Origin of the sequence: Jiangella mangrovi, assembly GCF_014204975.1 — a bacterium.
Classification (GTDB): domain Bacteria; phylum Actinomycetota; class Actinomycetes; order Jiangellales; family Jiangellaceae; genus Jiangella; species Jiangella mangrovi.
Genome location: NZ_JACHMM010000001.1, coordinates 4,548,023 through 4,562,767 on the forward strand (window position 1 = coordinate 4,548,023; position 14,745 = coordinate 4,562,767).

The following is a 14,745-nucleotide window of genomic DNA, read 5'->3' on the forward strand; positions in this document are numbered from 1 at the left end:
GTCGTCGTCACTCGTAGGGCTGGACGTTGCCTGGTGGGATGGCCGGGCCGAGGCTCTCCCATTGGGTGTGGCCGACGATGCGCTCCGGCGGCCAGGTGATGTGCGAGTTCGGCCACTTCTGGCCGGTGCGGCGCAGGAACCAGTCCGGCGGCTGGATGGCGGGCGGCTGGAAGTCGGCGGGCAGCAGGCTCGCCCACTGGACGTTCGCCGTCCGCGCCGCGTGCTCCTCCTTGATCTCCGCCACCAGCGCGGGCTGGGTGAACAGGTCGACGGCGACGGCGGCGAGGTAGCGGGTGGCGGCCAGGAGCGCCACGTGACCGGCATGCGACACCGTCGACCCCGTCGTGAGCCAGCTGTGGTTGGCGGTGCCGGACGGGCTGACCGGGGTGCCGAGGCTCAGCGTGGGGATGATCCAGCTGATGTCGGAGACGTCGGTGGAGCCGCCGCCGAGGAAGGTCTCGCCGGGCGGGCGCAGCGTCGCGACGCCGGTGCTGTAGCCGTTCTGCGCGATGCCGGCCGCGGCCTGCAGGCCCTTGCCGTACGCCTGGTCCTCCTCGGTGAACTCGGGCGCGCCGATCTGGACCATGTTGTCGTGGACGAGCTCGGCGCCGCGCTTGTTCGGGAGCATGTTCCAGATGTTCGCGACGGTGCGCTCGTGCACCTCCATGCGCATGGCCAGCCCCGCCGCCCGCGCGCAGTCGGCCACCTTGTCGGCGAGGATCGACACCCGCTCGGGCGTCGCCTCGCGGACGTAGTACCAGGCGCCGGCCAGGGCGGCGTGCACGTTGGGCGCCTCGGCCGAGTGCCGGATCGCGTGGTGGATGCGGCCCGACGGCGCCACGTGGTGCTCGCGCAGCATGTCGGTGAGCATCGTCAGGGCGCGGACGGCGTTCTGCGCGTTCTTGTTGCCCAGCGGGCTGCCGCCGTGGCCGTGGGTGCCGCTGAAGTTGAACGCCATGGCATTCAGCGCATTGTTGGAGCCGAACCCGGTGCTGGTGTTGCGGCCGGGGTGCCAGTCGACGAAGACGTCGCAGCCGTCGTAGACGCCCTTCATGACGTCGAAGGACTTGCCGACCAGCTGCTCCTCGGCCGTCGAGCCGAAGAACTTGACAGTGCCGTCGAGGCGGTGCCGGCGCAGCGCGTGCGCCACCGCGACAGCGGCGCCGGCGGCCGCGGCGCCCAGCGCGGAGTGCCCGCAGCCGTGGCCGTACCCGTAGTTCGGCGTGTACGGGTCGTCCAGGTAGACGGGGTCGTGCTCGGTGGAGCCCTTCTTCTGCGAGACGCCGGGCAGCGCGTCGTACTCGCCGCTGAACCCGACCACCGGACTGCCGGTGCCGTTGCGGTAGGTCGCCACGAACGTCGTCGGCATGCCGCCGACCGCCCACTGGATACGGAAGCCGTTGCGCTCGAGGAACTGCGCCTCGGCCAGCGCGGAGTTCCACTCGGCCAGCGACGGCTCGGCGTACTCCCAGATGGTGTCGTTGAGGCCGGTGACGGCGTCGGCGTTGCGGTCGATGTGGTCGAGCGCGGTGGCCTTGGCGTTGCTGTCCATGGCCAGGCCGGTCGGTGCCTCGTAGTTCTCCGGGCTCACCTCTTCGGCGGCGTAGGCGGCCTGCCGTCCGGTCAGACCGGGCACGACGGCGGCAGCTGCGGCCGCCGCGGCGCCGATGCCGATCGCTTGGCGGCGGCTGAGCTGGTGATGGTGGACGGGCTCGTTGTGGTCGGTGTCGCACATGGCGCATCACTCCCGCACACTCGGCGCACGACAATCGCAGTCGCACACAGACAGGAAATGTGTCAAGTGTCGAGCTTGGGATGATTCGGCGCCTTGAACGAGGAACGTACAAGAGCGATGTATAAAATGTCAACGGTCGTATCACGCGGTGATCCACACCACCTCCCACCTGCGCCGGGACGCGCGAAGGCCCCGCCAGACAGCCCGGCGGGGCCTTCGTCAGGTGGACCAGGTGGTGCGGACTACGACATCGTGCGCTCGACGTACTCGAGGTTCGTGTACGTGTTGTCCGCGCCGTACTGGTAGACGCCGATCGTGGCCGTCCCGGGGTCGCCGGCGTCGGTGAACTCGACCGGGCCCGAGGCGCCCTGGTAGTCGATGTCCTCGCCGTCGGCCAGCAGGTCCGCGCACTCCTGGAAGCCGGTGCAGGCGGTGCCGCCGCTCGAGACCTCGATCAGGTTGTCGGCGATCTCGCGGCTCTCGACCGACCCGGCCTGGATGGACGCCAGCGCGAGCAGCATCGTCGCGTCGTAGGACTCCGGGCCGTAGCTGAAGTCCTCGAGTTCGGGGTTGATCTCGAGCATGCGCTCCTGGAACTCACCCGCGGTGTCGGCACCGGGGAGCGTGCCCTTGCTGCCGTCGAGCGTGCCCGGCGGCAGGTCGGCACCGTAGTTGGACAGGTTGCCGTCGACGAAGTACAGCGGGATCGTCTGCGGGCCGATGCCCTGGGTGACGAGCTCGGGGATGATCGTGACCGTCTCCTCGAACCCGATGAGCGCGATCGCGTCCGGTGCCGCCGCCGCGACCTGGCCGACCTCGGAGGTGTAGTTCGAGGCCTGCGGGTCGTAGACGATGCTCGCGGCGACGGTGCCACCGCCGCTCTCGATGGTCTCGGTGAGGTACTGCGCGAGGCCGTTGCCGTACGAGTCGTCGAGGTTCATGATCGCGACGTTGGCGTGGCCGTCGCCGAGGATGGTGTCGCCGAGGACCTGGCCCTGCAGCACGTCGGACGGCGCGGTACGGAAGTACAGGCCGTCGTCCTCGTAGGTGGTGAAGTCGGGCGAGGTGTTGGCGGGCGAGAACATGATGGTCTCGTCCTGGACGATGCGGTCGAGCACCGTGAACGACACGCCGGACGACGCGGCGCCGATGATGGCGGCCACGCCCTCGTTGAGCAGCGAGTCCGTGGACTGCTGCGTGACGGCGGAGTTGCTCGCGTCGCTGGAGTCGGTGTGCGTGACCTCGACGTCGTGGCCCAGCACGCCTCCGGCCTCGTTGATCTCCGAGATGGCGAGGTCGACGCCGGCGAACTCGGGCGGGCCGAGGAAGGCGAGGTTGCCCGTCTCGGGGAGCAGCGTGCCAAGCTTCAGGGGCTCGTCGCTGGTGGCCGTGCCGCCGTCGCCGCCGGCCGCGGGCGACTCCTCGTCCGAACCGCCGTCGTCGTCGCCACCGCAAGCGGCCAGGATGAGCGAGGCCGCTCCGGCGACGGCAAGAGACCGCCACAGTCGCGATGTGCGGGTCATGAGATTTCTCCTTCGCCGAGCCGGCCGCCGTACCCGGGCGCCGGTCTGGTCTGCGATGATTCCCGCAACTTATGCGGTGCAGGGGCCCAAACGTAGTACTCGTGGCCAACCAGGATCATCTTGTTAGGACACTGTGACCTTGGACATCACCCGTCAACACCCACGACTTGCCAGGCTCCGTCCCGCAGCACGCTGAACCGGACACTTCCCCCGGAACGGTCACCGAACTCGTCGAAGGCGACCTCACCGGTGGCGCCGGCGAAGTCGAGCTGGCTCATCTCGCCCAGGCAGCCGCGCCGCGCCGACGACGCCGAGCTGGCCGGCGGCAGACAGCGCGCCAGCACCGTCCCGACGGCCGTGCCGGCGTCGTAGGCGGCCGCGCCGAACTCCCCCAGCGCGGCACCGATGTCCTCGGCCAGCCGCCCGGACCGCACCCCCGCCGTCGCGTCCAGCTGCGCCGGCTGCGCCCGGACCGCCCCGTCGCGCGGGCGGTCCTCGTCGTCGCCGCCGTCGTCGGGGTCGCCGCTCAGTGCCGTCGCCCCGAGCAGGGTGGCCTCGAGCCCGGACGCGCGGAGCTGCCGGTCGACGGTCGCCGCCCCCTCGTGGTCGCCGGCCACGAAGACGGCCGTCGCGCCCTCGGTCTCGGCCTTCGCGACGACGGTGGCGGCGTCGGCGCCGCTGGCCACGACCGTGCCGCCGGCGTCGTCGACGGCCGCACTGAACGCGCGTGCCTCGGCCGGGTCTCCACCGTCGACGACGGCGACCGCTTCGGCTCCGAGGCCGCTGACGGCGTAGCGGGCCAGCGCCGCCGCGGGCGGCTCCTCGCCCACGGCCGTGCGGAAGTAGGAGCGGTACGGGCGCAGCGGCGCGGTCGGGTCGGCGCCGAGCGTGTGCTCGGGGACGACGTCGGCCGGCGACACGAACAGCACGTCCTCGTCGTCGAGGACCGGTTGCGCGGCCCGCACCCCCGGCGTGGTCAGCCCGCCGATCACGGCGACCGCGTCACCGTCGACCAGTTCGGTGACGGCGTCGGCTGCCGCCTCGCCCTTCTCGCCCTCGTCGACGGCGACCACCTCGACCGTCCAGCCGCCGACGTCGCCCGCCGTCTCCTCGACCGCGGCCCGGACCGCTGCCAGCACCGCCTCGCCGTCGGCCTGCTGCCAGCCGCTCGCCGGCACCAGCACGCCGACGGTCGCCGTCTGCGCGCCCGCGTCGTCGTCGCCCAGGGCGCCGACCATGCCACAGGACGAGAGCAGCAGTGCAGCGACCGCCGTCGGCGCGGCCCACCCCGCGCGACGTGTCATGTCAGCTCTTCGGCTCACCCTCGGAGTCGGACAGGACGACCTTCGCGACCTCACGCATGGAGGTGCGCTTGTCCATGGCGGCCTTCTGGATCCACCGGAACGCGTCGGGCTCGCTCAGCCCGTACCTCGTCTGCAGGATGCCCTTGGCGCGGTCGACCAGCTTGCGCGTCTCGAGGCGGTCGTTGAGATCGGCGACCTCGTTCTCGAGCTGCGTGATCTCTTCGTGCCGCGACAGCGCCATCTCGATGGCCGGCACCAGATCGGCCTTGCTGAACGGCTTCACGAGGTACGCCATGGCCCCCGCCTCGCGGGCCCGCTCGACCAGGTCGCGCTGGGAGAAGGCCGTGAGGATGAGCACGGGGGCGATGCGTTGTTCGACGATGCGGGCCGCGGCCGAGATGCCGTCGAGCACCGGCATCTTCACGTCCATGACGACGAGGTCGGGGCGGTGCTCCTCGGCCAGCCGGACGGCACTGGCACCGTCGGCGGCCTCTCCCACCACCTCGTAGCCCTCTTCACCCAGCATCTCGATGAGATCGAGGCGGATCAGCGACTCGTCCTCGGCCACGAGGACACGTCGAGCGGGAGCGCTTGGCATCGGCGTTTCGGTCACCCGCGAAGCCTACTCGGCGCATGTTACGGATGAAGGTAGGCTGGGCACCTGCCGCCACGGACCGAGCGTGAGCGAGCGGCCCGGTAGGCAAATTGGCAAAGCCGGCGCACTCAAAATGCGTTGTTTGCGGGTTCGAGTCCCGCCCGGGCTACCCCTGTGACTCACTTCCGGATCTGTCGGCGTACATGGATACGCCGTCCAGCGTGGCGACGCTGAACGTCGGCCGGCTGGGTGCGGCGCACCCAATGCCCATAGGGCCGGCCGTCCGCATCGCACTGGTCACCCTCGCGTGCGACCTGGTCGAGCTGATGCGCGGGTTCCACTACGGTGAGCTCTGCGACGCGGAATCGCCCGTGGCGGTCGCTGATCCAGGGCTAGCGGACCGCTACTCCCCCAGCTCTGGCCGGCACCCGTGGAGCCGGACCCGATCCCCCTCTTGCGGCTACCCCTCCCCCGTACCTAAGGTACCCCTACCGGGTATCAGTAAATGACGAGGGAGCCGGACCGATGACGAGCACGCTGCAGATCGAGATCGCCCACGCGACCGTCGAGGAGACCGCGGAGCTGACGGCCATGGTGCGCACCGCCCGTGCGTACGAGGGCGAGTACCGCGTGATGGTCGCGAACCAGACCATCGATGCCGCGTACATCGGGCGGCACCTGACCCGCGTCGCCCACGGCCCGGACGGCGCGATCCTCGGGTTCGCGACCCTGCAGGTCCCCGGACGGGGCGAGCCGGGCGAGGGCGAGCTCGACTTCATGTTCGTCGCCGAGGCCGCCCAGGGGCTCGGCATCGGCAGGCTGCTCATCGACGACGTCGTCGCCCACGCCCGGGCGCAGGGCCTGACCCGCGTCCACATCGTGTCGCACCCGCCGTCGGCCGGGTTCTACCGGCGCTGCGGGGCGCGCGACGTCGCCGTCATCGAGCCGTACGGACGCATCGGCTGGAGCCGTCCACACCTGGTCATCGACCTGGCCGGCTGAGCCGCCGGGCCCGGGTGCCTCAGGAGGTGACGACGACCGCGCCGACCTGCTCGGCCAGGGTGACAGCGACCAGCCGCTGCTCGAGGCCGGGCCGGCTGACCCGGGTGGCCGCCGTCAGGTAGAAGCGGCCGCGCACGACGCCGCCGGACTCCACGGGCAGCTCGATCTCGTCGTGCACCGGCAGCCCGTCGGTGTCGACGTCGAGCACCGTGCCGTCGCGGGCGACGGAGCCGTCGCGGTTCAGCCGCGGGTAGACCCGGCCATGGCCCGGACCCGGCTCGAAGCGGGCGCCGTCGACGTCGAGGACGGACGCGATCTGCCGGGCGACGTGCTCGACGATGGCGGACGGCGGCGCCGACCCGGACGCGACCAGCCCGGCCGAGGACACGACGCCGGCCAGGTAGCCCTCGCGCTGGCTCGCGCGGCCCTGCTGCCGCCGTCCCCACAGCGCGATCTCGGTGACGGCGAGCCCGGCCAGCGTCAGCAGCACGGCCGTCTCGACGTCGTCCCGGTCGTCGATCGTGAAGGTCTGGTAGGGCCGGGTGAGGAAGAAGTCGAACCAGGCGGTGCTGGACAGGGCCGCCACGATCCCGGCCGAGCGCCGGCCCGTCGCCGCCGCGGCCACCACGATGAGCACCAGGACCAGGGCGGCGTTGGCGTTGGAGACGTCGTCGCGGACCAGCGCCAGCAGGGCGCACGCGGCCAGCGGCGCCGTGAACGCCAGCGCGAGGATCAGGGCGAGCCGTCCATCCCGTGTCTCCACCCTTCCATCAACCCTCCGCGCCGCGGCGGAGTCAAGGATCTTGACGGGTTCTTGACGCCTTGCGCAGCTGCCGGCGACGGCGCCAGCCCGGCCGCCGCACGCTGATGCTGCCCATGCTGAGCGATCCCCCGACGGTGACGACGGCGCGCGGCGCGGCCGGGCGGTCCGGCACCTTGACGTCGACGCTGGAGAAGCGCGGCTCGACGTCGACCTCGACGGCCACGTCCTCGGGGACGACGAGGCGCAGCGACCCCGCCGACACCTCGACGTCGATGCGGACCGACGGCGCCGTGAACGTCGCCTCGGTGAAGTCGAGCAGCACCGACGACATCGACGACTTCACCGTGAGCCGCGCCGGCACGTCCCACCGGCCGACCCGCTGCACCGACGAGCCGTCGGCCCGGATGGCGGCGTCGGTCACCGGACGCACGACGACGCCGTCGTCACCGAGATCGGCGACGACGGCGTCGAGGTCGCCGCGCGTGCGCGCAGCGAGCGCGGAGCCCAGGCGGTCGTCCAGTTCGTCCAGGCCGAGCCGCCCGTCGGCGGCGGCCGCGCGGACCCGCTCGGCCACCTTCTCGCGCTCCGCGTCGGAGACGCGCTGCAGGGCGGCGCGCCGGTCGTCGTCATCGGCCATGGCCGCGATCCTACGACCGCGACAGATCAGCGCTCCTCGCGGAACTCCACGTGCCGCCCCGCGAGCGGGTCGTACTTGCGCAGCACCAGCCGGTCGGGGTCGTTGCGGCGGTTCTTCCGGGTGACGTACGTGAACCCGGTACCCGCCGTCGACCGCAGCTTCACGACCGGACGGAGATCGTTACGCGCCATGTCACGTTCCTTCCTGTGGGAGTCGAGCCGTCATCAACCCTGGCGAGCCTTCAGCCGCGGGTTCTGCCTGTTGATCACGAACAGCCGGCCGTGACGGCGGACCAGCTGCGAGCCGGGCTGGTTCTTCAGCGACCGGAGCGAGTTGCGGACCTTCATGGGGCACCTCTTCCTGACGAGAACAATTCTCATAACCGCAGAGGCGGCACAGTTGTTCCCATTCAGGCGGCGTCGGCTCACCAGTCTCGGCTCAGCGGATCCTGCTCGACGGCATCGTCGATCTCGCGCCGGAACCGGTCGGCGTCGATGGTCGCCGCGGTCCGGAACGCCGTCGCGATCTGATCACGCGGGACGAACATCTGTCGCTCGGTCATGAGCCAGGGTGCACACAGTCGGCCCCAAGGCGCCACAACCAGTCCATGATCATCCGAGAAAGGAGGCGCCATCACGCCCCTGAACTTGGATGATCACGGAGAAGGTCGGGTTACGAGCGACCTGGGAGGCGCCCTTCTCCAGGATCAACAGTGGCCGGGCCGGCGGAAATCCGCGCGCGCCCGCCGGGCCGCCGCTGCTACCGTCGGGCCATGCAGCAGCGTGTCCAGCTCACGACGACGCCGGAGTCCGTCCCGGCGCGCTGACACCTGTCCACCCACGCCCGGGGCGAGAGCCCCGGGGCGTCGCCACGTGGTCACTCGCCCCCATCCACGAGGAGACCACGATGCCCGACCACCGCAGGCTCGGCCGCGAACTGGACCTGTTCGACACCGACCCGCTCATCGGCGCCGGGCTGCCGTACTGGCTGCCCGCCGGCGCCGCCGTCCGCCACGCGCTCGAGGAGTACGTCCACGCCGTCGAGCGGCGGGCCGGCTATCGCCACGTGCATTCACCCGTGCTCGGCAAACGCGAGCTGTACGAGCTGTCCGGCCACTGGTCGCACTACAGCGACGACATGTTCCCGCCCATGGACGTGGGCGGCGAGCAGCTGGTGCTGCGGCCGAGCCTGTGCCCGCACCACGCGCTGATCTACCGGTCGCGCGGGCACTCCTACCGCGAGCTGCCGCTGCGCATCGCCGAGCTGGGCGGCATGTACCGGTCCGAGCTCTCCGGCGTGCTGGGCGGACTGACCAGGGTCCGGGCCATCCAGCTCAACGACGCGCACGTGTTCTGCGCCGAGTCCGACGCGGCGTCCGAGGCGGCCGCGGCACTCGCCCTGATCAGGAACGCGCACGCGGCCATGGGCATCCGCCCGGCGCGGCTGCGGCTCTCGCTCCCGGGCGACGGCGGCAAGTACGCCGGCGCGCCGTCGGCCTGGCAGCGGGCCACCGACCTACTGGTCGACGTGCTGAAGGCGTCCGGCGAGGAGTACGAGGCCGAGGAGGGCGAGGCGGCGTTCTACGGCCCCAAGATCGACGTGCAGATCGCCGACGACGCCGGCCGCGAGTCGACCCTGTCCACCGTCCAGATCGACTTCCACCAGCCCGAGCGGTTCGGCCTCGAGTACGTGGGGCCCGACGGCGCCAAGCACCGGCCGGTCATGGTGCACCGCAGCGTCGTCGGCAGCATGGAACGGGCGGTCGCGCACCTCATCGAGGTGCACGGCGGCGCCTTCCCGCCCTGGCTGGCGCCGGTCCAGGTGGTGGTGCTGCCGGTGGCGTCGGAGCAGGACGCGGCCGCGCGAGCCGTGGTCGAGCGGTGCCTGGACGCCGGGCTGCGGGCCGAGGTCGCGGCGGCGGAGCTGGGCAGTCTCGGCGCCCGGGTCCGCGACGCCCGGCTGGTCCCGTACGTCGCCGTCGTCGGCGCACGTGAGGCCGACGGCGACGAGGTCGCGCTGCGGCTGCGCGACGGCCGGCGGCTCGACCCGCTGCCGTCGGCCGAGGCGGTGGCCCGGATCGCCGCCCGGGTGGGCGCTCACGCCGTCGACCTCTGGTGACGACGGCGCCGCCCGCCCTCAGACCGGTGCCGGGACGGGGTCGCCGGGCGGCGTGAGCGCGGCCAGCAGCGTCGCCGTGATGGCGCCTGGCGCGGCATCGGCGGCGAGCCGGCCCGCGCCGAGTTCGTCGGCCGCCCCGTGCACGACGGTGTAGAAGACGGCGACCAGCCAGTCGGCGGGCAGGTCGGAGCGGAACACGCCGTCGGCCCGGCCGCGGTCGAGCAGTGAGCGCACCCGTCGCATGGGGTTCTCGTGCAGGTCGCGGATCCGCTCCGGGGGCAGCGCGCGCTGCGCCGCGACCAGCAGCATCCGCGACTCGTCGACGACCTGCCAGCTGGACCCGACCAGCCGGGCCAGCGCCTGCCGCGCGTCGCCGCCGAGGTCGACGGCGTCGAGCGCCTCGTGGGCGCGGGCCATGGCGCGGACGAACACGGCGTCGACCAGCTCGGTGCGCGACGCGAAGTGCCCGTAGAGCGTGACCCGCCCGACCCCGGCCGCCGTCGCGATGTCGGAGACGCTCGCGTCGGGATCACGGACGAGGCGGGCCCCGGCCGCGTCGAGGATCGCGGCGACGTTGCGCTGTGCGTCCGCCCGGCGGCCTGTCGTGACCGGCATCGCCCGCTCCCATCTTGTCGAACACCTGTGTTCGAGTTACTGTACCGTGCAGAAGTCGAACACAGTTGTTCAGGTTAGGAGCTGCGATGAACGCCCACCCCACCGCCGCCGGCCGCTGGCGGCTCCTGGCGCTGCTCGGCGTCGCACAATTCATGCTGGTGCTGGACGTGACGGTGGTGGCGGTGGCCCTGCCCGACATCGGCGCGGAGCTGGAGCTCGGCCGCACGGCGCTGACCTGGGTCGTCTCGGCGTACACGCTGATGTTCGGCGGGCTGCTGCTGCTCGGCGGCCGGCTCGCCGACCTCGTCGGGGCTCGGCGCGTGGTGCTCGCGGGCCTGGCGCTGTTCACGACGGCGTCCCTGGCCAGCGGGCTGGCGTGGAACGCGGAGTCGCTGATCGGCGGCCGGATCGTCCAGGGCGCCGCCGCCGCGCTGCTCTCCCCCGCCGCGCTGTCGATCGTCGCGACGACGTTCCACGGGCTCGAGCGGAACCGGGCGCTCGGCGTGTGGTCCGCGCTGGGCGGCGCCGGCTCGGCGGCCGGCGTGCTGGTCGGCGGACTGCTCACGGCCGGGCCGGGCTGGTCGTGGATCTTCTACGTCAACGTGCCGGTCGGACTGGCAGTGCTGGCGCTGCTGCGGCGGCGGCTGCCGCTGACGCCGCCGGCCCCGGCGGGATCCGGCGGCGCACGACGGCCGCGACTGGACGTGCCGGGCGCGCTGCTCGTGACGGCCGGCACCGCGGCGCTGATCTACGGCCTGGTCAACGCGGGCGACGACGGGTGGACGGCGACGCCGACGGTGGCGCCGGTCGCGGCCGCACTGGTCCTGTACACGGGGTTCGTCGCGCTGCAGCGCCGGCTCCGGGCACCGCTGATCGACCCGTGGCTGCTCACCCGGCGGCCGGTGCTGGCCGGCGTGCTGCTGATGCTGGTCGCGACCGGACTGCTGATCTCGTCGTTCTTCCTCGGCTCGTTCTTCCTGCAGCACGTGCGGGGGTACGGCGCCTTGACGACCGGCCTGCTGTTCCTGCCGGTGGCGGTCGCGACGGCGGCCGGGGCCCACGCGGGCGGGCAGGCTGTCGGCCGGGCAGGCCCGCGTCCGGTCGCCGGCGTGGCTCTGGTCGTGGCCGCGGCCGGAGCGACCCTCGCCGCCGTCGCGACCACCCTGGCCGACCCGGGTGTCGGCGCGGCGGCGCTGGTCACCGGCATGAGCATCGCAGCGGCCGGGCTCGGCGCCGGCTTCGTCACCGCGACCACGAGCGCGCTGGCGCACGTCGACCACCACGACGCCGGGCTGACGTCGGGCATCGTGAGCACGTTCCACGAGTTCGGCGCCGCCCTCGGCGTGGCCGTCGCCTCCAGCGTCGCCGCCGCGGACCTCGCGCCCGGCGCCGTCGGCACGGACGGGTTCACCGCCGCGTACACCGTCGGCGCTGTGGCCGCCGTCGTCGCCGCCGCCCTGGCGCTGCTGCTGGTCCCGGCCGGCCGCCCGGACCACGCCGCCATGCCCGTCCACTGATCCCCCGCCCCGCGGGCGGCGGCTACGGGAGGTTGCGGGCGATCGCGTCGCGGGCCAGCCGCAGCACGGCGGCCCGGCCGGGGACGCCGCCGGGCGGGGCGTCGGCGAGCGGCGAGCCGGGCGGCCGGGTCAGCGGGGCATCGGGCGCGCGGTCGGCGGCGGCGTCGAGGATCGCGGCGGGGCCGCCGTCGCCGAGCCGGCGCAGCAGGTCGGCGAGGGTGCGCAGCGTCACCCACAGCTGGGTCCAGGCGCCGGTCCGGGCGAAGTACTCGACCGCGTCGCGGTAGCCCTCGAGCGCGTCGTGCAGGCGGCCGGCGTCGGCACGGGCGGTCAGCAGGCCGACGGCGGCCAGGCCGGTGCCGGCGGTGGCGCCCGACGCGCGGAACCCGGCGATCGCGGTGGCGTAGTACTGCTCGGCCGGCTCCCACTCCCCCGCCGCGTTGGCGATCTCGGCCTCGACGTAGGCGGTGAACGCCCGCGCCGTCGGCGACCCGGCGGCGTCGGCCATCGGGCCGGTCAGCGCGCGGGCGCCGTCGCGGTCGCCGTCGTACAGGCGGGCCAGCGCGGCCGTCCCGTACGCCGTCGCCGGCCAGGGGTCGATCGCGGCCGCGGCCAGCGCGTGCTCGGCGGCCTCGGCGAAGCGGCCCTGAGCGAGCTCGGCCTGGGCGAGCGTCGTCAGGCACCTCCACGCCGCCCGCGATGCCGACGGCGACCCCGACCCCGACGCCGCCGGCTCCAGCCCGGCCCGGGCCCGCCGCTCGGCCAGCCCGCGGTCGCCGCGGCGGTAGGCGGCATCGGCGGTGACGGCGACGACGTCCGCGCGCGCCGGGTGCGTCTCGACGACGGGGTCGGCGGCCAGTTCCTCGGCCCAGCCGCGCGGTTCGGCGACGTCGCGCCGGGACGACACCTCGGACAGCCCCGTGACCAGCGCGACCGCGGCGTCGACGTTGCCGGTCCGGCGGGCCAGCGCCCACGCGGCGCGCAGGTTCGGCAGCTCGCGGCGCAGGAAGGCGTCGGCGGCCGGCTCGTCCTCGGACAAGACCGCGGCGTCGATCCAGGCGACGGTGTCCAGCGCCCAGCGCAGCAGCCGCCCATCCGCCGCCGCCTCCTCACCGCCGGCCGCCAGCCGGTCGCGGCCGAACGCGCGCACAGGCTCGGGCAGGCGGTACCGGACCGGCCGCTCGGGCCCGGCGCTCACCAGCGCGGCACCGGCCAGCCGGGCCAGCGCGGCGGCCGGGTCGGCGACCCCGAGGTCCGCCCCGATCCGTTCGGCGACCGGCAGGTCGACGCCGTCGGGGAACGCCGCGAGGTGCCGGAGGAACCGCCGCTCGTCGTCGCCGAGCAGGTCGTACGACCACGCGACGACGTCGGCCGCGCCGTCGAGCCGGGCGTGCAGCTCGGCCGTCGAGAACTCCGTCAGCCGCGCCGCCGCCAGTTCGAGGGCCAGCGGCACCCCGTCGACGGCGCGGACGATCGCGGCGACCAGCGGCAGCTCCTCATCGCCGACGGCGCCCGCTGCGGCCTGCTCGGCCCGGTCGAGGACGACCGCGACCGACGGCACCGAGCGGATCGCGTCGCCGTCGGCGAACGCCGTCGGGAGCGGCAGCGGCGCCAGCCTCGACGTGCACTCGGCGTCCAGTCCGAGCGGCTCTCGGCCGGTCGCCAGCACCGTCAGGTCCGGGCAGGCGCCCAGCAGGGTCGCGACCGTGTCGCGAGCGGCGCCGGGCAGCTGCTCGCAACCGTCGACGACGAGCAGGCCCGGACCCGTCCGGAGCACCGCGGCGCACGCCGCCAGCACGTCACCGTGCACGACGTTCAGCCCGATCGCGCCGGCCAGCGCGTGCGGCGCCGACGCCGGGTCCGTCACGGCCGCCAGCGGCAGCACCGCCACGGCGCCCGCCCGCAGCGCCACCTCGAGGGCCAGCCGGGTCTTCCCCACCCCGCCCGGCCCCACCAGCGTCACCAGCCGCTCCGTCGCGAGCAGGCGCTCGACGGCGGCCAGTTGCGCGTCGCGGCCGCGCAGGACGCCCGCCGGCCGCGGCAGCACGGGCCCGTCCGTCGCGCCGGGGTGCACCGGGTGCTCGGCGACCCGCGTGCGCCGTTGCCGCGGCGCCCGCCCGATCAGCGACCCGCCCGCCACGGCCCGCTCGAGGTCACCCAGCTCCGCCGACGGGTTCATGCCGGCCTCGTCGGCGAGCCGCCGGCGGAACGCCCGCCCGGCCGCGAGCGCGTCGGCCCGCTGACCGGCAGCGGCGAGCGCGCGCACGTGCAGCCGGGCGGCCGGCTCGCGCAGGGGGTCGGCGGCCAGGAGGTCGCCGGCCAGGACGACGGCCTCGGCGGCTGACGCGGCGTCCCCGGCGGCGCCGGCGTCGGCCAGGCAGCCGGCCAGCGCCTCGGTCACGTCGCGGCGCAGCAGGTCCAGCCCGGTGGCGGCGGTCGCAAGCGGCTCGACGGCGGCCAGCTCCGCCAGCGCCGGGCCGCGCCACAGCGCCAGCGCGGAGCGCAGCAGCTCGACGGCGGCCGCGGGGTCGTCGGTGGCGATGCGGGCCTGGGCCAGCAGCGCACGCGCGCGGACGTGGTCGAGCTCGCCGTCGACCAGCCGCAGCCGGTACCCCCCGTCGAGCGTCTCGAGCCGTCCGGACGCGGCCCCGAGATGCCCGCGCAGCCGGGACACGTGGCTGTGCAGCGCGGCCCGGCCGGACTCGGGCAGCTCCCCGGGCCAGAGCACGTCGAGCAGGTGGTCGGCGGTGACGGCGCGCCCCTCGGCCAGGGCGAGGACGGCGAGGACGGCGCGCCGCTTGGGTCCGGGCACCGCGACGTCGTCGCCGCCGACGGCCAGCCGGACCGGCCCCAGGAGCCCCACCCGCACGGTCGAGTCCATGACACCCCCTGCCCCAGCATGCCGCGCAGGATGCCGCGCACGCCAGGGTCGGGGG

At 74.1% G+C, this 14,745-nt stretch carries 14 protein-coding genes and 1 tRNA gene; 4 read left to right on the forward strand and 11 right to left on the reverse strand.

Features of this window, described 5'->3' with window-relative positions; genetic code table 11:
• Positions 1-7: 7 nt before the first annotated feature.
• From HD601_RS21070 to HD601_RS21085, 4 genes are all read right to left on the reverse strand, one after another.
• On the reverse strand, positions 8-1,735 hold the full coding sequence (locus tag HD601_RS21070) for an amidohydrolase (protein WP_184825167.1): 1,728 nt from the start codon (positions 1,733-1,735) through the stop codon (positions 8-10).
• A 242-nt stretch (positions 1,736-1,977) separates the two neighbouring features.
• Positions 1,978-3,258, reverse strand: a complete 1,281-nt coding sequence (locus tag HD601_RS21075; protein ID WP_184825169.1) for an ABC transporter substrate-binding protein — start codon at positions 3,256-3,258, stop codon at positions 1,978-1,980.
• A 146-nt stretch (positions 3,259-3,404) separates the two neighbouring features.
• Positions 3,405-4,562 carry an ABC transporter substrate-binding protein gene (locus HD601_RS21080; protein WP_184825170.1) on the reverse strand — a complete coding sequence of 386 codons (1,158 nt, stop codon included), beginning with the start codon at positions 4,560-4,562 and terminating at the stop codon, positions 3,405-3,407.
• Between the two features lies 1 nt (position 4,563).
• Positions 4,564-5,160 carry an ANTAR domain-containing response regulator gene (locus HD601_RS21085; protein WP_184830101.1) on the reverse strand — a complete coding sequence of 199 codons (597 nt, stop codon included), beginning with the start codon at positions 5,158-5,160 and terminating at the stop codon, positions 4,564-4,566.
• Positions 5,161-5,252: 92 nt separating this feature from the next.
• Here HD601_RS21085 and HD601_RS21090 point away from each other — a divergent pair.
• Positions 5,253-5,326: transfer RNA gene (locus tag HD601_RS21090), tRNA-Leu, on the forward strand.
• Positions 5,327-5,682: 356 nt separating this feature from the next.
• Positions 5,683-6,159: a GNAT family N-acetyltransferase gene (locus tag HD601_RS21095; protein WP_184825172.1), complete on the forward strand. Its 477-nt coding sequence runs from the start codon at positions 5,683-5,685 to the stop codon at positions 6,157-6,159.
• Between the two features lie 19 nt (positions 6,160-6,178).
• Here HD601_RS21095 and HD601_RS21100 read toward each other — a convergent pair whose 3' ends face one another.
• From HD601_RS21100 to HD601_RS21120, 5 genes are all read right to left on the reverse strand, one after another.
• Complete coding sequence (locus HD601_RS21100) at positions 6,179-6,922, reverse strand: DUF4118 domain-containing protein (protein WP_184825174.1); 744 nt, start codon at positions 6,920-6,922, stop codon at positions 6,179-6,181.
• 31 nt (positions 6,923-6,953) lie between these two features.
• The gene (locus HD601_RS21105) at positions 6,954-7,559 is read right to left on the reverse strand and encodes a DUF1707 SHOCT-like domain-containing protein (protein ID WP_184825177.1); all 606 of its coding nucleotides are present in this window, start codon (positions 7,557-7,559) and stop codon (positions 6,954-6,956) included.
• A 26-nt stretch (positions 7,560-7,585) separates the two neighbouring features.
• The gene (gene rpmG, locus HD601_RS21110; RefSeq protein ID WP_184825179.1) at positions 7,586-7,750 is read right to left on the reverse strand and encodes a 50S ribosomal protein L33; all 165 of its coding nucleotides are present in this window, start codon (positions 7,748-7,750) and stop codon (positions 7,586-7,588) included.
• 33 nt (positions 7,751-7,783) lie between these two features.
• Entirely contained in the window at positions 7,784-7,906 is a 123-nt protein-coding gene (ykgO, locus tag HD601_RS21115; protein ID WP_184825180.1) for a type B 50S ribosomal protein L36, read from the reverse strand.
• 77 nt (positions 7,907-7,983) lie between these two features.
• Entirely contained in the window at positions 7,984-8,121 is a 138-nt protein-coding gene (locus HD601_RS21120; protein ID WP_184825181.1) for a hypothetical protein, read from the reverse strand.
• 344 nt (positions 8,122-8,465) lie between these two features.
• On the opposite strand from HD601_RS21120, the gene thrS reads away from it, so the two are divergent.
• Entirely contained in the window at positions 8,466-9,677 is a 1,212-nt protein-coding gene (thrS, locus tag HD601_RS21125; protein WP_184825182.1) for a threonine--tRNA ligase, read from the forward strand.
• An 18-nt stretch (positions 9,678-9,695) separates the two neighbouring features.
• Here thrS and HD601_RS21130 read toward each other — a convergent pair whose 3' ends face one another.
• Positions 9,696-10,292 carry a TetR/AcrR family transcriptional regulator gene (locus tag HD601_RS21130; RefSeq protein WP_184825183.1) on the reverse strand — a complete coding sequence of 199 codons (597 nt, stop codon included), beginning with the start codon at positions 10,290-10,292 and terminating at the stop codon, positions 9,696-9,698.
• A gap of 86 nt (positions 10,293-10,378) precedes the next feature.
• Between HD601_RS21130 and HD601_RS21135 the strand changes: the two genes are divergently transcribed.
• The gene (locus tag HD601_RS21135) at positions 10,379-11,809 is read left to right on the forward strand and encodes an MFS transporter (RefSeq protein ID WP_184825184.1); all 1,431 of its coding nucleotides are present in this window, start codon (positions 10,379-10,381) and stop codon (positions 11,807-11,809) included.
• Between the two features lie 22 nt (positions 11,810-11,831).
• Here the strand turns inward: HD601_RS21135 and HD601_RS21140 are convergent, their stop codons facing one another.
• Entirely contained in the window at positions 11,832-14,690 is a 2,859-nt protein-coding gene (locus HD601_RS21140) for an AfsR/SARP family transcriptional regulator (RefSeq protein WP_184825185.1), read from the reverse strand.
• Positions 14,691-14,745: the final 55 nt, after the last annotated feature.